The 19,681-nt window shown below is 60.8% G+C and carries 12 protein-coding genes and 2 pseudogenes; 9 read left to right on the top strand and 5 right to left on the bottom strand.

Annotation, left to right across the window (positions count from 1 at the left end):
- Window positions 1-49 precede the first annotated feature (49 nt).
- Window positions 50-1,330 (top strand): OprD family porin, encoded by a 1,281-nt coding sequence (locus LU682_RS13065; protein ID WP_060489443.1) that lies wholly within the window; start codon window positions 50-52, stop codon window positions 1,328-1,330.
- Between the two features lie 2 nt (window positions 1,331-1,332).
- On the opposite strand, the gene LU682_RS13070 is transcribed toward LU682_RS13065, so the two are convergent.
- The 5 genes from LU682_RS13070 to icmH are packed head-to-tail and all read right to left on the bottom strand — an operon-like array spanning window position 1,333 to window position 9,094.
- Complete coding sequence (locus tag LU682_RS13070) at window positions 1,333-2,490, bottom strand: DUF6708 domain-containing protein (RefSeq protein WP_010954261.1); 1,158 nt, start codon at window positions 2,488-2,490, stop codon at window positions 1,333-1,335.
- On the bottom strand, window positions 2,490-5,162 hold the full coding sequence (locus tag LU682_RS13075; protein WP_010954260.1) for a T6SS effector BTH_I2691 family protein: 2,673 nt from the start codon (window positions 5,160-5,162) through the stop codon (window positions 2,490-2,492). The genes LU682_RS13070 and LU682_RS13075 overlap by 1 nt, the downstream gene beginning before the upstream one ends.
- A 14-nt stretch (window positions 5,163-5,176) precedes the next feature.
- Window positions 5,177-6,055, bottom strand: a complete 879-nt coding sequence (locus LU682_RS13080; RefSeq protein ID WP_049587673.1) for a DUF4123 domain-containing protein — start codon at window positions 6,053-6,055, stop codon at window positions 5,177-5,179.
- Entirely contained in the window at window positions 6,055-8,232 is a 2,178-nt protein-coding gene (locus LU682_RS13085; protein ID WP_010954258.1) for a type VI secretion system Vgr family protein, read from the bottom strand. Before LU682_RS13085 ends, LU682_RS13080 begins: the two co-directional genes overlap by 1 nt.
- Before the next feature lie 13 nt (window positions 8,233-8,245).
- Complete coding sequence (gene icmH, locus LU682_RS13090) at window positions 8,246-9,094, bottom strand: type IVB secretion system protein IcmH/DotU (protein WP_010954257.1); 849 nt, start codon at window positions 9,092-9,094, stop codon at window positions 8,246-8,248.
- Between the two features lie 350 nt (window positions 9,095-9,444).
- On the opposite strand from icmH, the pseudogene LU682_RS13095 reads away from it, so the two are divergent.
- The 8 genes and pseudogenes from LU682_RS13095 to LU682_RS13130 all read left to right on the top strand — a co-directional run bounded on the left by LU682_RS13095 (window position 9,445) and on the right by LU682_RS13130 (window position 19,674).
- Window positions 9,445-10,175, top strand: a pseudogene (locus LU682_RS13095) (gluconate 2-dehydrogenase subunit 3 family protein).
- A 3-nt stretch (window positions 10,176-10,178) separates the two neighbouring features.
- Window positions 10,179-11,963, top strand: coding sequence for a GMC family oxidoreductase (locus tag LU682_RS13100; RefSeq protein ID WP_010954255.1), 1,785 nt, complete (start codon window positions 10,179-10,181; stop codon window positions 11,961-11,963).
- Between the two features lie 12 nt (window positions 11,964-11,975).
- Window positions 11,976-13,230: pseudogene (locus LU682_RS13105) on the top strand (c-type cytochrome).
- 358 nt (window positions 13,231-13,588) lie between these two features.
- Window positions 13,589-14,917 (top strand): IS110-like element ISPpu9 family transposase, encoded by a 1,329-nt coding sequence (locus LU682_RS13110; RefSeq protein ID WP_010953496.1) that lies wholly within the window; start codon window positions 13,589-13,591, stop codon window positions 14,915-14,917.
- A gap of 602 nt (window positions 14,918-15,519) precedes the next feature.
- Complete coding sequence (ptxS, locus tag LU682_RS13115) at window positions 15,520-16,539, top strand: transcriptional regulator PtxS (RefSeq protein ID WP_010954253.1); 1,020 nt, start codon at window positions 15,520-15,522, stop codon at window positions 16,537-16,539.
- 64 nt (window positions 16,540-16,603) lie between these two features.
- On the top strand, window positions 16,604-17,383 hold the full coding sequence (locus LU682_RS13120; RefSeq protein WP_010954252.1) for a xylose isomerase: 780 nt from the start codon (window positions 16,604-16,606) through the stop codon (window positions 17,381-17,383).
- The gene (locus LU682_RS13125) at window positions 17,376-18,326 is read left to right on the top strand and encodes a sugar kinase (RefSeq protein ID WP_010954251.1); all 951 of its coding nucleotides are present in this window, start codon (window positions 17,376-17,378) and stop codon (window positions 18,324-18,326) included. Before LU682_RS13120 ends, LU682_RS13125 begins: the two co-directional genes overlap by 8 nt.
- Before the next feature lie 55 nt (window positions 18,327-18,381).
- On the top strand, window positions 18,382-19,674 hold the full coding sequence (locus LU682_RS13130) for an MFS transporter (protein ID WP_010954250.1): 1,293 nt from the start codon (window positions 18,382-18,384) through the stop codon (window positions 19,672-19,674).
- Window positions 19,675-19,681 lie beyond the last annotated feature (7 nt).

Raw genomic sequence — 19,681 nt, forward strand, 5'->3', positions numbered from 1 at the left:
TTGGCGCTGAGTCTTCGAACAACAACAAGAATAAGCACAAGGCATACCAATGATCGTGATCTTTCGGCGAGCATCGCTGGTGCTCTCGGCGCTTTACTGCGCCTGTCAAACCGCCCAGGCTGCCTTTATCCATGACGGCAGTGGCAGCCTGGAACTGCGCAATTTCTATTTCGACCGCGACTTTCACGGTGACAGCGCCACGCAATCGCGGCGCGGTGAATGGGCCCAGGGCTTCATGCTGCGCTTGCAGTCTGGCTATACCGACGGCGTGGTTGGCTTTGGCCTGGACGCAGCCGGCATGCTGGGGCTCAAGCTGGACTCCTCGCCTGACCGTAGCGGTTCCGGCCTGTTGCCGCGAGGCAGCGACAAACGCGCCGCGGATGACTACGCCAAGGCCGTAGCTACCTTCAAGGCCAGGCTGGCGCAGAGCGAATTGAAGGCGGGGGGCCTGAGCCCGCAACTGCCATTGCTGGCGTCCAACAGCAGCCGCTTGTTCCCCCAGTGGTTCAACGGTGTGCAACTGGTGAGCAAAGACTTGGACCGGTTTACGTTCACCCTTCTGCAGGTGGATGCCACCAAATTGCGTGACTCCACCGACTATGAGGACCTGACCGCCATGGCGCAGCAAGGGGCCTATTCGGCGACGGTCACCAGTGATCGTCTGCGCTACGCCGGCGTCGATTACCAGCCGTTGAACAACCTGACCCTCAGCCTTCACACCAGTGTGCTCGAAGACCTGTTCCGGCGTGATTTTGCCGGTTTTAAGTTCAAGACCCGACTTGGGCCGGGGGATGTGTTCACCGAGTGGCGCTGGTTCAATGCAAGGGAGCAGGGCCGGGCGTTGCTGGGCGGAGTCGACAATCAGACCCTCAGTACCAACTTCGGGTACAGCGTTCAGGGCCACACGTTCAGTGGCGGCTATCAGAAAGTGCGTGGGGATACGGCATATGCCTACGTGGGGGGCACCGATACCTACCTGTTCAGCGAACAGCAGGTCAGCACATTTGCCTTGGCCAACGAACGGGCGTGGATGCTGCGCTACGACTACAACTTTGCTGCGGTGGGCATCCCCGGGCTGACGTTCAACGTGCGTTATGTAAAGGGCGATCAGGTGGACCCGCAACGCATTGCCAGCGTCAAGGGCAGGGCATTGGCCGCTGGCGACGGAGAGGGGCGGGAATGGGAGCGGACTACGGATATCTCCTATGTGGTGCAGTCGGGGGCGCTCAGGAATGTGTCGCTGCGTTGGCGCAATGCGAGCATGCGCTCGAATTTTGCCGATGCAGCGGATGAGAACCGGGTGATCGTGGGGTACACGTTCGAATTCTGAATTCAGACACAATCTTCGTTGGGCGCAGCCGGTTTCGCTTGCGCTTTGGATCTGCGCGTTTTGCGTGGCTTTTTCGCCGGCCGCTTGCCGGGCTTGAGCTGCCAGCGGTCGGCGTTGGCGAGCAGGCGTGCCTGGATTGCGGGAGGGTAGTCGCTCAGGGTTGTCACGGGTGGGACTGGCTTGCCGGGCAGGCCGGCCTCGCGGATGACCTTCGGCCAGCGCGGTCGCCAGCACAGCAGCAGGCTGAGCCAGTGGCCGGTGCCGATGATGACGAAAGCGGGCCAGACAAACAGCAGCGCAATTTTGAACAGCCAGCTGCTCTTGCGGAAGAAACGCCCAAGGCCTTCGAACTGGGCGCTGAATGCCTGGATGGGTGAGGGTAGCTGGGTGCTCAGGCGGGGGCGGGGGACGGCGTGCGGGCCTTCTTCCATGTAACGGCGGATGAATTCCCACTCATCACGCAGTTCGCTGCCGCCTTGGCCTTGTTTGCCGAGCAGGGCCATTTCCATGTGGGGCAGGCCGGTGCGGCTGGGGTGCCAGATTAGACCGAGTCTTACTCCAACGCTTAGCGAATCATCTTCTGGGCGAATGCCCGTGCTGCCGGTTGTTTTCCAGGGGAAGGTGACGATGCCACCACAGTAGCTGGGGCGGTGGAGGTGGACCTGTTGAGTTATACGATTGAAGCGAATGAGTAGATGCCGACTGGTCAGCATTTCCAGTCGCGAGATTTTTACGCCGTACTTCAGGTAAAAATACAATGCTGCGCCTGAAGCTGAAGCCAATAGAGCTGTAAGTATGACTGCTATAAAGGAGATTGAATAAGGTTGAGTGATATCAAGCCAGATGGAACCGACAGCTATGCCGGTTCCGAAAATTATCCCAGGCAGCACCCCGCCGATCGTGACTAGCGTAATGAGGCCGCGCTTCTCTTCTGAGCCGCCACAGCGCATTTCCATGTGGGTTTCATTGAATGCATAAACAGGGCCGCGTATGAGGGGTGTTTCACTTACCCGGGAAAAGTGAATCTCTTCATTCAGGTCGCCTTCATAAAAATCTCTATTTGCGCGCTTTTCTGCTGGTGTCATCCCTGCTTCGTACGTTCTACGTGCAGCTTCTGACTGAGTTGCCATCTGCCAGAATCCCCATTCGATAAGATACATTATAAAACCTCGCCGATAGCAGTGTGTAGGGCACTCAGTTCTTCCTGCTCTTCATAGGGTTTGATATTTTTATGAGTTCGGAAGCAGCTACGTTTGCACCACTTCTCTAAAGCGTCATCTTCCAGAATGTAGATTATGAGTGTCAGGATGACTCCGATCCAAAATGCACCTAATACTAAACGTGCAAGCAGTAGGCGAGCAGCTTGTGTTCCCAGTTTGTTGGCGAGCGCGCCCATGGATGTTGTCATCATTCTCACAAGTTTTGTTTTGGCATTCTGAGATAGATGGTCAAAAAGAGGTTTTGCGATTGCAATGGCTGTTCCTGCTTCCGCCAGCGAGATTGTAATAGTTGCCAGTGCCCGCGATGCGTATGCAAGTGCCAGCGTTCCAGGTTTTTTGGTACTATGTTTGGTAAGGTTTTGCTGGCGGTATATTAACTGCTGAGCCGCATCGGCGAAGTCCCACCAGGCGAGTACGAAACCACCTGTCACAGCTAAACTGGCGCCCCATAGTTTCAAACGCCCTAAAGCGGCCGCTGCTCCTCGTCCGGTCACACTGTTCGCGCCGTACCGCGCGACCACCTGATCCACGTAACTGGCTCCAACTTCGAAGCCCGCCGCAGCCGTAGTCATCGCGGCCGCCAGAAGTTCGGTCTTCACCCGCGCATCACTGTCAGGCAATTCGCGCGCTTTGAAGGCCATCAGCATCCCCTCCAGCAGGCACACCAGCCCAGAAACACGCACTTTGTAGAAGTCACTGTTCCGGGCCTGCATCAACCCTTCAGCCCAAGCCTGGTCGAGGTACCTTGATACCTGGCCTGCGCTGCGTTGTGGGTTGATGGGCTGCCCGCTACGTGCAGCTTCACTCAGGCGAATATCGACAGCCGTTTCATGCACCGAAGCGAACAAAGTCAGCCGCAAACCCTGGTGCAGCGCGCGGTCCATGCTGTTGGGGGTGGCGGTGCGCAGCACTTGCCGCCCCAGCGCGACGTACCAGGCATACAGGCCGATGCTGGCCGTGCTGCTCTGTGCCTGCATCTGTTCGTACAGGGTGTTGATGCGCCCAAAGGCATTGGCAGCGGCATGGGCTTGCCTGGCAAGCGCTTCCGGCAGGGCGAAGGATGACGCTGACGGCGGTTCGGCCTTGGCGGCTTCCAGCAGCGCCGCCAGTTCTTCCCGCAGGTCCTCCTGGTTGTAGGTGATGCCGCGTATTGCCAGGTTGCCCCGGTCTGCCACGTCACTGCGCCACCAGTGGTCCAGTACCTTCGTGCCCCCTTCACTCAACTCCATGCCGATCACGCACTGGCCGGTCTGTTCGGCAAAGGCCAGGCCGTTGATGAGGTCGGCGTTGTCGTAGCGGTCCAGCGCTTGCAATAAGCGTTCGCTGACCACCCAGCGGGTATGGTCGTTGGCGCGGTCTTCGGCGGCTTGCTGGGCGTGTTGCATGGCCTGCTCGAAACCGTCGAGCTGATCGTGCATGGCCTGGCGGTCGACCAGGTGGCCGTATTTCTGATCGAACCGCTTGCGGAACTCGCCGGCATCCTGACGGGCCTGGACTTTGCTGCGGACGCCGCGCTCGAACTGCGCCATGTGCGGCTTCAGGCGTTCATCATGGGCATCGGCCTGTTGCCTGGCCCGTTCGGAGAACAAGTAGATCTCGGGATGCAGGTGGAGCTGGTTGCGGACTTTTTCGGCCATGACTTCGCGCTTGACGATCTCCTCGGCCACCATCTGTGGGTAGAGTTTTTCGATTTCCAGGAACGACTGCGCGACCAGAAGCTTGCGCTCGTTGTCCACGCCGGGTTCAACGGTGCGTTCCAGCCATTTCGTTTTCACATCATCGACGGCGGCATTGCGCCAGGCGTTGAGCTCCTGGGTAATGCCGATGGCATCTTCGATGACGATGGCGGCGCCACGGGGTTTGGTCTGGTTCACCGGCGGCGCCAGGGCCAGGCGTGAGGCGTGGGGCGAGACGATCTGGTCGTTGTTGAACGGCTGCAGGTCCAGTAGCGCCTGCAGGTCGGCATCGTCCTGGGCCTTGAAGTCGGCTACCCAGTTCAGTTGGTCGTGCTTGAGCACATGGGGCTGCGGCGGGGCGTCGGAGGGCTGGATGAAGCGGGCGATATCGATGGCGGGCAGGCTGTTGCGGTATTCGTCTTCGAGGAGGCGGTAGTTGTCGAGCAGGCGCGGAGTGAGTGGGGAAGGGCTAAAAAGCGGACGCAGTTCCTGGATGTCGTCGAGGTCGTAGAGGGTGATGGTCCAGCCGAAGCTGCGGATGATGTCATCCAGATTGCCAGTGAGGGGGGCGGGCTCCCACGGTGCGTCGGCGCTGATGTACAGCAGCGAACCATTGGGTGCCACGCGGTACTGGCTGTGCCATTCGTAGGCCGGCGCGCTATGGCGCTTGATCAGCAGGTAGAGAAAGCCCTCGCGCAAAGGGCGGATGGCGTAGCTGGAATGGGTCAGCTCGCCGACCTCCTGGAACGGGCTGAGATAGCTCGGCAATTTGGGCAGGCGGGCACGTTGTGCCGGGTTGCCGCCGACGGCGGCGTAGCGCAGGGGCAGCAGTTCGAAGCGGCGGGTGCAGTCGGCGACGGGGCTGTTGCGCAGGGCCGGGCGGTAGCCGGAGGTGATGCGCCTGCATAGTTCGAGGGTTTCGCTGAGTGAGTCCATGGTTGTGTTGTGCCTCAGTCCTTGGTGCGCAGGCAGCGCTGCACGTTGTCCATCAGGGATGTCTGCTGCTCGCGCGTGGCGGCAATCGCCTCCTGCCAGGCTGGCGAGCTACTGAGCTGTTCGCCACCACGAGCCAGCATCAGCACATAGCTGATAAGGTCTTCTTCTCGCCCCAGGCCTTGTGCGCGCGCCTGATCCAGATAGTGCTGAATCAAGCCAACCCGTGTGCCGTGGCAGGCAGCGTGCAAGGACGGGCAGGACTGCTCGTTCTTGAGCAACTCGGCAAGTTGAAAGCTCAGCGGGTCACCCGCCAGTTCGGCCCAACACGCTTCGTTCAACGTGATTGGCGGACAGTGCGTGGATTGAGGCTGATCACCGCCGGATATCTGCATCCACAACCGCTTGCTCGGGTGCGCCACGGGGGCCCACCAGTGATGGATGGGGGCCAGCCATTCGCTAACCCCAGGCAGCTCACGGTGCCTGTCCAGCACTAGCAGAGCCGCGGCGGTGTGGAAGCGCAACAGGTACGAGTGGCCGTCCGTGCCCGTGACGATGTTGGCGTGGCTCAAGTGTCCGGCGAGCCGGGCAGCGGGAAGCGCGCTGACTATCCAGCCGCACACGGCGCCAGCAGCACCTTGTTCAAGTTGCCACTGGAAGTCGTACTGGGCCGAGACATCGGAACCGAGGCGCGAACCGAACAACCAAGGGCCTGCTGTCCGCAGGTTGCTGAACTGGGCTTGCTGCAGCAGTGGCCAGCAGCGGCCCGTGTAGTGCCCGGTCAGTTGTTCTTGCACCTTGGGTGTCAAATTGGCCATTTCCACGATGGCGCTGAGGCGATAGTGATCGGATGCCCGCAGCACATCGACCATTGCTCTGACAAATGGGCTGGGCATCAGCTTGCTCCTTCCATGCGAATGATGGTGTGGCCGTCGGCGATCGCCTTGAGCAGGCAGCTGAGGCAAATGGGTTCGCCAGGCGCTGGTACGCCAGACGTTGAAGTGACGCGATTGCTACCCGTAGCCTGCTGGCTGACAGGCCCTTTGAAGGCCAGCGCCAGGCCGTCCAGCGTTATACCGGCGCCGTCTACTCTCAAAAGCCCTGCGGGGCTGCGGATCGTCAGGCTTTCGCTGACCTGGATGTCATAAACCTTGGTGGTGTGCCGGATGGCTTCGCCCGTTTGCAACGTGCTGTGACCGGCAACGACCTGTTCGCGGTGGCCGCCGATTTCTACCGTGTGGTTTGCCTTGGTGATGTCCTGCCGGTGGTTCCCTACCTGTTCGATTCGGTCCTTGCCTGTGGTGATCCTGTGGTTGCGGCCGATGCTCAGGCTGTCGTCGTTGCCGATTTCGTGTACCCGGTTCTGGCCGATGCCAACAGACTCGTCACGGGCAATGTCTTCGCGACGGTCCTGACCGATCGAAATCGTCTCGTCTCGTTCGACGCGTTCGGTACGATCGTTACCCACGCGTGTGGTTTCGTCGTGCTTGACGATGTTGTTCTGGTCCCGCTCGGCATGAATGAACACCTCCTGCCGACCCAGTTCATCCTCGAAGCGCAGCTCGTTGAAGCCTTCGCCTTTATGGGTCTGGCTCTTGATGGTCATGCGCGTCTTGTGCTCGGGCAGGTCATAGGGCGGCAACTGGTTACCGCAATAGGTGCGCCCGGTGATCATCGGCTGGTCCGGGTCGGCGTTGACGTACTGGATGATCACATCCTGGCCGATGCGCGGGATGGCCATCGAACCCCAGCTGCCCCCCGCCCAACCTTGCGACACGCGCACCCAGCAGGAGCTGAACTCGTTGTTTTCGCTTTCCCGGTCCCAAGGAAAGCTCACTTTCACCCGGCCCCATTGGTCGCAATAGATTTCCTCGCCCTTGGGCCCGACCACCGTCGCCATGTGCGGGCCGTCGATGCGTGGCTTGGGCAGGGGGGCCGGGCGCCATTCGGTCCTGCCGGGAACCAGCAATGCTTCCTGTTTGTAGCGGGTGCCTTGCTGCGAGTCGGCGGCCTCTTCCTGCAGGCTGGTGAACTGGGTGCCTTCGTGATGCACGCTGACCGTGCGCCAGTGCACGTTGAGGTCTTCACGCGGGTGCTCGATGAGGGTGAAGCTCAGCCCCGGTTGCAGGCGCACATCGTCGCCTTCCACTTCGGCAATGCGTGCATCATGGCGCAGGGCCGTGAGGCGGGTGGCAGTGAACGGAACCCCGACCGCATCACGCTTGTATCGGCCGGGGTAGTCGAAGCGCTCATAGTTCAGCGATTGATGGGTGTTGCTATTGTCGTAAGCCTGGTGTTCCTGACGGTATTGTGGATGAGTGAAGGTGTAGTCCCGTTGCACCTGCCGCGCTGTTCGAACCTGTTCGCTGTAACGCAAGCGCCGCAGGCAAGGCCTGGCCTGATCGCCGCCTCCAACGGATCGGTACAGCACCTGATCGGGGCCCACGTCGTCATTGTGAAACCCTTCATCCTCATCATCGGTCTTGATGGCCCCCCGGCTGATCTGGCCCAGCGCCAGCAGCCGGTCAGTGATGATTAGCAAGTGCTGTTTCGGCGTGTGGTCGAAGCGGTAGACAATGCCTTCCTCGGCGGCCAGGCGGGCCATGAAGTCGAGGTCTGTTTCACCGGCCTGCACGCAAAATTCGCGCACCTGATGCGGGTCGAGACACTTGAGCTCGTAGGCATTCACGCCCTGGCGCTTGAGCATGATCTCGAGAATCTGCGGCACGGTTTTCTGCTGGAAGATGCGCCAGTTCGAGCGCAGCCCGGCGCGGGCCAGCACGGGCTCGACCAGTGCCCGGTAACGGGTGCGATCGAAGCCTGTTTCTCCCTGGCTGAAGGTGCTGACCAGGCCGTGCACGTAGCGCAACGGGCGCTCACCCTGCCAGAGGGTGAAGAGCACCGGTTTGTCGAGGAGCTGGGCGAAGTCGACATCGTCTTCGAAACTGACCAGCTCCAGTTGTAGTCGGAACGGGGAGCTGATGGCTTCGTCCAGTTCGAACGACACCACCTCAAACTCGCTACGGCCAACCAGCGGCTGGAAAGTGAAGCGCAGATCGGATTGGCTGGGCATGTGGCGTCCCCCGTTACTGCTGCAGAATGGCGTTGAGCGATTCGACGACTTCGGCGGTTAGCAGGTCGAGGCGGTAGCTGTAGTAGCTGTAGGCGCAGACCATGGCGATGACCGAGATGACCAGCGGGGTCCACCAGGGCCACTGCCAGCGGCGCATACGGTGGGGGCAATGGACGACGTTGCTATAGGGGTCGCTCACTGTTTCCGGCGTGGGGCCACGCAGTTGGCGAATGACCTTGTGCATCCGGCTGATCAACGCGCGAAGGATTTCATCGCCCTTGGGGTCAAGGGCGTATTTGCCTTGCAGGCCCAGGCAAAAGCAGAAGTACAGGAACTCCAGCACATCCTGGAATTCCTTTGGCGATTGCATGATGCGCTCGAGCAGCACGAAGATCTTTTCGCCGCCCTGGGTTTCGTCGTGGAAGATGCTCAGCAGCGGTTCGTGGCTCCAGCACGAGTTCTGGCCCCAGGGGCGGGTCATCACGGCCTCGTCCAGGTGCAGGCACAAGGCGTAGGAATAGACTTCCTGATGGACCGCGCAATAGCCGTGCTGTCGCATTTCCTCGCGGATAGTACCGATCTGCGTTTGCACGGTCTTGTGCACGAACTGGATGTTGGGCAGGTCATCCAGTGTGCGCAGGCGAATGACCAGGCCGAACAGCTGGCTTGCCGCGTCGAGCATGAGGTTGTCGTAGCCGCCGCGTAGCTGAAAGTCCGGGTCGGCCGGGTAGCTGGTCAGATCTGTTGCGTATTCAGGACCCGCGCCACCAGGAGGCCGTGGGGTTTCATTTGTGTCTTCAAGCAGGATTGGCTTTTGGTGGGCGGGCACTGGTTTGCCAGTGCGGTCGGACTCTTTGGGCATCCTTGATCCTCGTCTCTTGGCAGGTCAAACACTCGCAGTGCACCTACTTCCATGCGGCCGGGCGCAAGCATTTGCGAAAGTTTGAAGCCTAACGAGGAATCAATTTTTGAGACAGATTGAAACTTCCTAATGCGTTGTAAGAAGTTTCGCTAAAAGTTGTTTTTAAGTGTTTCTTGTCAAAAAAATGATGTTTTGTACAGGTAGGGAAGGCAAAGCATGAAACCGGTTTCAAAACCTTTCTGAACGCGCTAGATTATTCGGCTGTCTCTTGATGGCCTATCAAGATCACCTCTCAATTGAAAATCAGATGGCGCTTATCAAGGCCGCCCCACAGCCGATGAGGATTCGCAATGCCTGAGCATGCCCCAGACAACCCGCGCAGGGATTTTCTGCGCAAGACCTTGACCCTGATCCCTGTCGTTACCGTGGCCAGCACGGGCCTTGGCGCAGGCGCCAGCCAGCTGCTTGCGGCCCCGCAACAGCAACCGAACGTGCCCGCCACGCCACCTGCGGGCGACTATCGACCGACATTCTTCAGCGCCGAGGAGTGGGCTTTTGTCCAGGCTGCCGTGTCGCGCATCATCCCGGCCGATGAGCTTGGCCCAGGGGCACTCGAAGCGGGTGCCGCCGAGTTCATCGACCGCCAGATGAATACCCCCTACGCGACTGGCGCACAGTGGTACATGCAAGGGCCGTTCAACGCCGACGCCCCGCCCGAACTGGGCTACCAGCTGCAGCTCAGCCCGCAACAAATCTACCGCCTGCCGTGGATGGCTGGTGCAAGGCCAATGGTGGACAGGTTTTTGCTGCGCAAGATAGCGCTACCCGGGACCGCATTCTCAGCAAATTGGAGGCAGGAGAGCTGGTTTTCGAATCCGTTCCGGCCAAGGTGTTCTTCAGCCTGCTGGTGCAAAACACGCGTGAAGGGTTCTTCTGCGACCCGATTCATGGCGGCAACAAAGGAATGGTCGGCTGGACTCAGATCGGCTTCCCCGGCGCCCGCGCCGATTTCATGGACTGGGTCGAGCGCAATGAGCCTTACCCGTTCCCGGCTGTATCGATCCGTGGTGAGAGGGCCTGAGGCATGGCGACGGTGTTGAACAAAGTGGATGCGGTGATCGTCGGCTTCGGCTGGGCCGGTGCGATCATGGCCAAAGAGCTGACCGAGGCCGGGCTGCACGTGGTAGCCCTGGAGCGGGGGCCGATGCAGGATACCTACCCCGAAGGCAGCTACCCGCAGGTGATCGATGAGCTGACCTACAGCGTGCGCAAGAAGCTGTTCGTCGATGTATCGAAAGAAACCGTCACTGTCCGCCATAGCGTGAATGACGTGGCATTGCCCAATCGCCAGCTGGGCGCATTCCTGCCGGGCAAGGGCGTGGGGGGCGCGGGCCTGCACTGGTCGGGTGTGCACTTCCGGGTCGACCCCGTCGAGTTGCGCCTGCGCAGCCACTATGAAGAGCGCTACGGGCGCACGTTCATTCCCGAAGGCATGACTATCCAGGACTTCGGCGTCAGTTACGAAGAGCTGGAGCCCTATTTCGACTTTGCCGAAAAGGTCTTTGGCACTTCAGGCCAGGCCTGGACCGTCAAAGGCCAGGTGGTCGGTGAAGGGAAGGGCGGCAACCCCTATGCGCCGGACCGTTCCAACCCGTTCCCGCTGCCCGCGCAGAAGAACGTTGTATCGGCAAGGCTGTTCGAAAAGGCTGCCACCAGCCTGGGCTACAAACCCTACAACCTGCCGTCGGCCAACACGTCGGGGCCATACACCAACCCCTACGGGGCGCAGATGGGGCCTTGCAACTTCTGCGGTTTCTGCAGCGGCTACGTGTGTTACATGTACTCCAAGGCCTCGCCCAACGTGAATATCCTGCCGGCGCTGCGCCAGGTGCCCAACTTCGAGTTGCGGCCCAATGCCCATGTGCTGCGGGTGAACCTGGACGACAGCAAGCGCAGGGCCACCGGCGTGACCTACATCGATGCCCAGGGGCGCGAGGTGGAGCAGCCGGCAGAGCTGGTGATTCTGGCGGCGTTCCAGTTCAACAACGTGCGTCTGATGCTGCTTTCCGGCATTGGCAAACCTTACGACCCGGTAAAGAACGAGGGTGTGGTCGGGCGTAACTTCGCCTATCAGAACATGGGTACAGTGAAGGCGTTCTTCGACAAGGACACCTACACCAACAACTTCATCGGCGCGGGTGGCAATGGCATTGCCATCGACGATTTCAACGCCGACAACTTCGACCATGGCCCGCACGGCTTCGTCGGCGGTTCGCCAATGTGGGTGAACCAGGCCGGCAGCCGGCCGATTGCCGGTACCTCCAACCCGCCGGGCACTCCGGCCTGGGGCAGTGCCTGGAAGAAAGCCACGGCCGACTACTACACCCACCAGGTGTCGATGGACGCCCACGGCGCACACCAGTCCTACCGTGGCAATTACCTGGACCTGGACCCCACCTACCGCGATGCCTACGGTCAGCCGCTGCTGCGCATGACGTTCGACTGGCAGGAAAACGACATCAAGATGAACCAGTTCATGGTCGACAAGCTGAGCAAGATCGCCCAGGCGATGAACCCCAAGGCCATTGCCGTGCTGGGCAAGCAGGTCAAGGACCACTTCAACACCACCAGTTACCAGACCACCCACCTGAACGGTGGGGCGATCATGGGCACTGACCCCAAGACCAGTGCACTGAACCGCTACCTGCAAAGCTGGGACGTACACAACGTGTTCGTTCCGGGGGCTTCGGCGTTCCCGCAGGGGCTGGGTTACAACCCGACCGGGCTGGTGGCTGCGCTCACGTACTGGTCGGCCCGCGCCATCCGTGAGCAGTACCTGAAAAACCCCGGTCCGTTGGTCCAGGCTTGAGGAGCGATGAGCATGAAGACACTGTTGATCGCCACCCTGGTGCTGGGCGCCGGTGCGGCTGCACAGGCCGTAGCGAATGACGATGCGCAGGTACGCCTGGGCGAGTACCTGGCCCGCGCCGGTGACTGCGTGGCCTGCCATACCGCCAAAGGCGGCAAACCCTTTGCCGGCGGGTTGCCGATGGAAACGCCGATTGGCACGGTGTACTCCACCAACATCACCCCGGCGGCCAGTGGCATTGGCCAGTACAGCTTCGAAGACTTCGACCAGGCCGTACGCAGGGGGATCGGCAAGGACGGCAGTACGCTCTATCCGGCCATGCCATACCCGTCGTATGCGCGGGTCAGCGAGCAGGACATGCAGGCGCTCTACGCCTATTTCATGAAGGGCGTGGCGCCTGTCGAGCAGGCGAACAAGGCCTCTGACATTCCCTGGCCGCTGAGCATGCGCTGGCCACTGGCAATCTGGCGCGGCGTGTTCGCACCAGAGGCCAAGCCCTGGCAGGCATCGGCGACAGCTGACCCTGTGGTGAACCGCGGTGCGTACCTGGTCGAGGGCCTTGGGCATTGTGGCGCTTGTCATACGCCGCGGGCGCTGACCATGCAGGAGAAGGCTCTGAGTGCGGCCGATGGCGAGCAGTTTCTGGCCGGCAGCGCGCCGCTGGAAGGCTGGATTGCCAAGAACCTGCGTGGCGATCGGCGATCACAAAGACGGCCTGGGCAGCTGGAGCGAAGCGCAGTTGGTGCAGTTTCTCAAGACTGGGCGCAGTGATCGCAGCGCCGTGTTCGGCGGCATGAGCGATGTGGTCGAGCACAGCATGCAGCACATGAGTGATGCCGACCTGACCGCTATCGCCCGCTACCTGAAAACCCTGCCGCCGAGTAATCCGGATGACCAGCTACATGTGTACGACAAGCAGGTAGCCGATGCGCTATGGAAGGGTGACGACAGCAAGCCTGGGGCGGCGGTGTACATCGACAACTGCGCGGCCTGCCACCGCACCGACGGGCAGGGCTACACCCGCGTGTTCCCGGCTTTGGCCGGCAACCCGGTGGTGCAGACTGCGGATGCCACGTCGCTGATCCATGTGGTGCTCGCCGGTGGCACGGTACCGGCAACGCACAGTGCACCGTCGAACTTCACCATGCCGGCTTTCGGCTGGCGCCTGAGTGACCAGGAGGTTGCCGAGGTGGTGAATTTCATTCGCAGCAGTTGGGGTAACCAAGGCAGTGCCGTCACCGCCGGTGATGTAAAGTCGCTTCGCTGACGTGTTTTTCAGCGCCCTCGCCCGTAGGAGATCACCCAGCCCTTCCGGGCTGCGCTGTCGCGCAGCAAACATGAGGTGTACGGCTTCAGTTCCGCAGCGACGCTGACATTTTGAAAAAGAAAAGGCGGTTGGCCCGGTAGGGCCAGCCGCCTTTTGCTTTGTTAGGGTTCGTGTGCGCGGGACAGAGATCGTAGCCAGCACTGGTGTGTGTCTGCACACCCGCGTAGGAGAGTGATCCGCACGGTATCGGCGTGAAGTCCCTGTAGGCATCAGCTGATTCAGCTGTGACCACGTATGAGAGAGTGAACCCTTTCGCCACCGTGTGCCCCGCGCGCCCTTTATCCTGCGAGGATTCATCATGGCGCGCAAGCCTTCCAAGCAACGCTTTACCGTCGTCCATCCCGATTGCGCGGCGATCGATGTCGGTGGTCGAGAGCATTTCGTGGCGGTCGATCCCCGGCACGAAAATCCCGTCCAGTCGTTCACGTCCTTTACTGACGACCTGCTCAAGATGGCTAACTGGCTTGAAAGCCTGGGGATCAAGGTCGTTGCCATGGAATCCACGGGGGTTTATTGGATTCCAATTTACGAGATTCTCAGCGAGCGCGGTTTTGACGTTTATCTCGTCAATGCCAGAGCAACTCGGCAAATCACGGGCCGTAAATCAGATGTGCTGGATTGCCAGTGGATCTGGCAGCTGATGACTCATGGACTGCTCAGAGGCGCATTCCGCCCCGATGATCTGACCTGCTGCGTCCGGTCATTGGTCAGGCAGCGTGCTTCCAAAGTGAAAGACCAGGCGCAGACGCTGAACCGGATGCAAAAGGCCATGAGCCAAATGAACATCCAGCTGGCCAATGTCATCAGTGATATTTCCGGTGTAACTGGCATGAAGATTTTGCGGGCCATCTGCGCAGGTGAACGGGACCCAGTGCAACTGGCTGAACTAACCGACCGCCGCATCAAGGCAGGCAAGGAGGCTGTCGCTCGGAGTCTTCATGGCAATTGGCGGCGCGAGCATTTGCATGCGCTAACTCAGGAATTGGCTGCCTATGACTTCCTGGAGCAGCAAATTGCAGATTGTGACGACGCCATAAAAGCCGCGTTAGAGCAGTTGCCGGTGCTGCAAAACAAGCCAGAGCCATCCAAGAAGCCTTTACGGAGCCCACACCGAAACGGCGCCCAACAGACTGTATTGCATCAGACTTTGTGGAAAGTTCTTGGCGTGGACCTAACCGCAATTCCAACCATTGGGGTGGACACTGCATTAGTGCTGGCAGGGGAGATCGGTACAGATCTATCACGCTTCCCGTCCTCACAGCACTTCTGCTCTTGGTTGGGACTGGCTCCCCCTACCCGAATTTCCGGCGGTCATCGACTGGCAGGTGGTGGGCCCAAAATAGTCAATCGAGCAGCGCAAGCACTCAAGCAGGCTGCATCCAATGCCCGTAACGACAAGGGTTTCATTGGCGCATCGCACCGAGCCAGACTGACTCGAATGGATACCAGCTGCGCCATCAAAGCCACTGCGCATCAGTTGGCACGTCTGGTGTACAACCTGTTAACCAAGAAGCAGGCTTATGTTGAACAAGGTCTTGAGGAGTTCGAAGCCAGAAGCCAAGACCGGCAGGTCCGGGCTTTGCTTCGCAAAGCCCGGAAACTGGGGTATCAACTGGTGGCCGCTTGAGTGCTTAGAAAACAATGGGTTGCATTTTGTTTGATGAGAGATCACCCAGCCCTTCCGGGCTGCGCTGTCGCACAGCAAACAGGATGCGCATGACGTCAGATCTGCACTGACATCGAGATCTAGAAAAGCATTCGCCGACTGATCCGGGTAGGTCAGCCGCCGAATACTTTGCTATGGTTCCCAATGCGCGGGAAAGAGGCCGTAGACCGCACTGGTGTGCTGCTTTGCTCCCGAATGAGAGAGTGGCCCAAATGGCATCGGCGTTAATCCCTGTCGGCACAGCTTGCTGTGACCACGTATAGAAGAGTGAACACTTCGCCGCCATTGACCCCGCGCGCCTGTTTTTTTCGCTAGAAAGAACAGTGGGTTATCTTTTGTTTGATAGAAGCGGGTTTACCCGCGAACACGGGCGAAGCCTGTGCCATCCCTAATCCCGATCCCGTAGATCTAAATCTATTAATATCAATGGCCTATGCAATATTCTTAATGCGATTTAACATTTCCTGTCTTCGTGCCCGACCAACGGCCTGTTGACGAACCCGCGCATTTTTGCTGTATTGAAACCGGTTTCATCACTATTAAAACAATCATAAGGAAAACCCATGACCGACGCGCCTGCCCATACCCGCGAACGGGTCACCATCAGTGAAGTGGCGCGTGTTGCTGGCGTTTCCAAAGCCACCGTCTCCCGTTACATCGGTGGCGACCGCCAATTGCTGGCCGAAGCCACGGCCAAGCGGCTGGAAGAGGTCATCGAACGCCTCGGCTATCGCCCCAACCAGATGGCTCGCGGCCTAAAGCGCGGCCAGACGCGACTGATCGGCATGCTGGTGGCCGATATCCTCAACCCCTATTCAGTGGCCGTGATGCACGGCGTGGAAACCGCCTGCCGTCAGCATGGTTACAGCCTGGTGGTGTGCAACACCAACCGCGACGACGAGCAGGAGCGTCACCACCTGGTGGCCCTGCAGAGCTACAACGTCGAAGGGCTGATCGTGAACACGCTCGGCCACCACCCCGGCGAGCTGCTCAACCTGCAGCGTGACATCCCCATGGTGCTGGTCGACCGCCAATTGCCCGAGCTGAATGTGGACCTTGTCGGCCTGGACAATGCTGACGCAGTCGAGCAGGCCCTGGACCACCTGCAAGCCCAGGGCTACCGCGACATCCTGGCGGTCAGCGAACCCCTCGATGGCACCAGTTCACGCCTGGAGCGGGTGCAGGCATTCGGCGCGTCGATCAGCCGACGGCCAGGCATGCGTCAGCAGGTACTGGAAATCGGCGCCGGGCTGCAGGGCCAACTGGCTTCGTTTCTTGCCCACAGTGGTCATGGTCCGCAAGCCATCTTCACCTTCAACGGCGTTGCCACCTTGGCGGTCACCCGGGCGCTGCTCGAGGCCGGGCGCAACCTGGTTGCCGATGTCGGGCTGATCGCCCTCGACGACCTCGACTGGTACCCCTTGGTCGGCAAAGGCATCACCGCACTGGCCCAGCCCACCGAGCGTATCGGCGTGGCGGCCTTCGAAAGCCTGCTCGGTCGCTTGCGCGGCGACAGCGGCGCAGCCCGGCGCATCGACTTCAAGGCCAACCTGATCATCCGCGGTTCAACCCAACCCCAGTAAGAAAACGGCAGGCTTGCGCCTGCTGTTGATCAAAAATGAAACCGGTTTCATAAGGACAAGAACAATGCAAGCGAACCCCGTTTCCATCAGTCTCTCCAGCTACGGCGCCGACTTTGTGCGCCAACGTGGCCAGGAGCAGTTTCTGGACCTGCTGGCAGCCGCTGGCGTCAGCCGCGTCGAATTGCGCGAAGAATTGTTCGCCAGCGCACCGGACGCAGCTGCGCTGGGCAGGGTCATTGCCGCGCTGCGCCTGGAATGCCTGTACTCCACCCCCCTTGAACTGTGGACCGCGCAAGGCGTGCCCGACCCGCTGCTGGTGCAGAAGCTGGAAATAGCCCGGGCGCTTGGCGCAGTGGCGCTGAAGGTTTCCTTGGGGCACTTCGATGAGCACTGCGATGTGACGGCCCTGGCGTCGCTGCTGCCTGCGCAGGGGCCTCTGTTGCTGGTGGAAAACGATCAGACCGCACAAGGTGGCAGGATCGAACCGATGCTGCAGTTTTTCCAGCGTGTCGACCCGCTTGGGCTGCGCCTGGGCATGACGTTCGATATCGGTAACTGGCAGTGGCAGGGCGAGCCTGCGCCGCAAGCTGCAAGGCAGCTAGGCCGTTGGGTGCGCTATGTGCATTGCAAGGCTGTGCAGCGCCGGGCCGATGGCCGTCTGGTTGCCATACCGCCGCAAGCAGCGGACCTGCAAGCGTGGGCAGCGCTGATGGCCGAGTTCGCGCCGGGCGTGGTGCGCGCCGTCGAGTACCCCCTGGTGGGCGAAGACCTGCTGGCGCTGACCCGGGCCCAGGTGCGTCACCTTTCTGCACTGGGCGCTGCGCAGGAGCTGGACCATGCATGAACATGACGTGCTGTGTTTCGGCGAAACCATGGCCATGTTCGTCGCCGAGCAAGCCGGTGACCTGGCCGGTGTCGGGCAGTTTGGCAAACGCATCGCCGGCGCCGACAGCAACGTGGCGATCGGCCTGGCGCGGCTGGGCTTCAAGGTGCGCTGGCTGAGCCGGGTTGGTGACGATTCGCTGGGCCGTTTCGTGCTCGACAGCTTGCGCTGCGAAGGCCTGGACTGTTCCGGTGTCGAGGTGGATGCCAACTACCCGACGGGCTTTCAGCTCAAGGCCCGCAGCGAGGATGGCAGCGACCCGGCAGTGGAGTACTTTCGCCGCGGTTCGGCGGCCAGCAGGCTGTCAGCTGCGATGGTGAGCCCCGTTTGGCTGCAGGCTCGCCACGTGCACGCTACCGGTATTCCGCTGGCGCTGTCGGACAGCTGTCGGGCGCTGTCCCACGCGCTGTTGGACGGGATGCGCGCAGCCGGTCGCAGCATATCGTTCGACCCCAACCTGCGCCCCTCGCTGTGGCCCGATCAAAGCAGCATGGTGCGTGAAATCAATGCCCTGGCGGCCAAGGCCGACTGGGTTTTACCGGGGCTGGAAGAGGGGCGGTTGCTGACCGGTCAGCACACCCCGGCCGATATCGCCGCGTTCTACCTGGACCAAGGGGTGGAACTGGTGGTGATCAAGCTGGGCGACGCTGGCGCCTACTTCCGCAGCGCCAAGGGCGAAGGGCAGGTAGCCCCCGTGCCAGTCAGCCGCGTGGTGGACACCGTCGGTGCAGGTGATGCCTTTGCCGTCGGTGTGCTCAGCGCGCTACTGGAGGGCCGTCCGGTAGCCGAGGCGGTAGCGCGCGGCAACTGGTGCGGCAGCCGTGCCGTGCAGTCGCGTGGCGACATGGAAGGGCTGCCGCTGCGCCATGAGCTGGAGGCCTACGACCTGCGCAGAAGCGCATGAGCCGATCCCGAATCACCTGTTGCAACAAAAACAACAAGCTCAGGAGAAACAAACCATGCAAAGCCAAAGCCTGGCACCTCGCCGCTGGTGGTACATCATCCCGATTGTGTTCGTCACCTACAGCCTGGCGTACCTGGACCGCGCCAACTACGGCTTCGCCGCCGCCTCCGGCATGGCCGAAGACCTGCACATCACCCCGGTGCTGTCTTCGTTGTTGGGTGCGCTGTTCTTTCTCGGTTACTTCTTCTTCCAGGTGCCCGGCGCCATCTACGCTGAAAAGCGCAGCGTGAAGAAGCTCATCTTCGTCTGCCTGATCCTGTGGGGCGGCCTTGCCACGCTTACCGGCATGGTCAGCAACGTCTACATGCTGATCGGCATCCGCTTCCTGCTCGGGGTGGTGGAGGCTGCGGTCATGCCGGCCATGCTGGTGTACCTGTGCCATTGGTTCACCCGGGCCGAGCGTTCACGCGCCAACACCTTCCTGATGCTGGGCAACCCGGTGACCATTCTGTGGATGTCGGTGGTGTCCGGTTACCTGATCAAGCATTACGACTGGCGCTGGATGTTCATCATCGAAGGCCTGCCTGCCGTGATCTGGGCGTTCTTCTGGTGGCGCCTGGTGGATGACCGCCCGGCCCAGGTGGCTTGGCTGAGCGAGCAGGAAAAGGCCGCCCTGGCGCAGGCGCTGGCTGCCGAGCAGCAGGGTATCAAGCCTGTAAAGAACTACCGCGAAGCGTTCCGCTCGCCGCAAGTGATCATCCTGGCGCTGCAGTACTTCTGCTGGAGCATCGGCGTGTATGGCTTCGTGCTGTGGCTGCCGTCGATCCTCAAGCAGGCGGCGAACGTCGATATCGTGCAGGCCGGCTGGCTGGCCTCGGTGCCTTACCTGGCGGCGGTGCTGGCAATGGTGGGCGTGTCCTGGGCGTCCGACCGCCTGCAAAAGCGCAAGCGCTTCGTCTGGCCGCCGCTGCTGATTGCCGCGTTGGCGTTCTATGGTTCCTACGCCTTGGGCAGCGAGCATTTCTGGCTGTCGTATGCATTGCTGGTGGTCGCTGGTGCCTGCATGTACGCCCCTTATGGCCCGTTCTTCGCGATCGTGCCCGAGATCCTGCCGGCCAACGTCGCAGGCGGCGCCATGGCGCTGATCAACAGCATGGGGGCGCTGGGCTCGTTTGGCGGCTCGTGGCTGGTGGGCTACCTCAATGGGGCTACGGGCGGGCCCGGCGCCTCTTACCTGTTCATGTGTGGTGCGCTGCTGACTGCAGTGGCGCTTACCGCTGCGCTCAATACTTCCCAGACCTCTGGCCGGGCAAAGCGCGATAGCTCGCGTCTGGCCATGAACCATTAGGAAACCT

The sequence above is a fragment of the Pseudomonas alloputida genome (assembly GCF_021283545.2).
Taxonomy (GTDB): Bacteria; Pseudomonadota; Gammaproteobacteria; order Pseudomonadales; family Pseudomonadaceae; genus Aquipseudomonas; species Aquipseudomonas alloputida.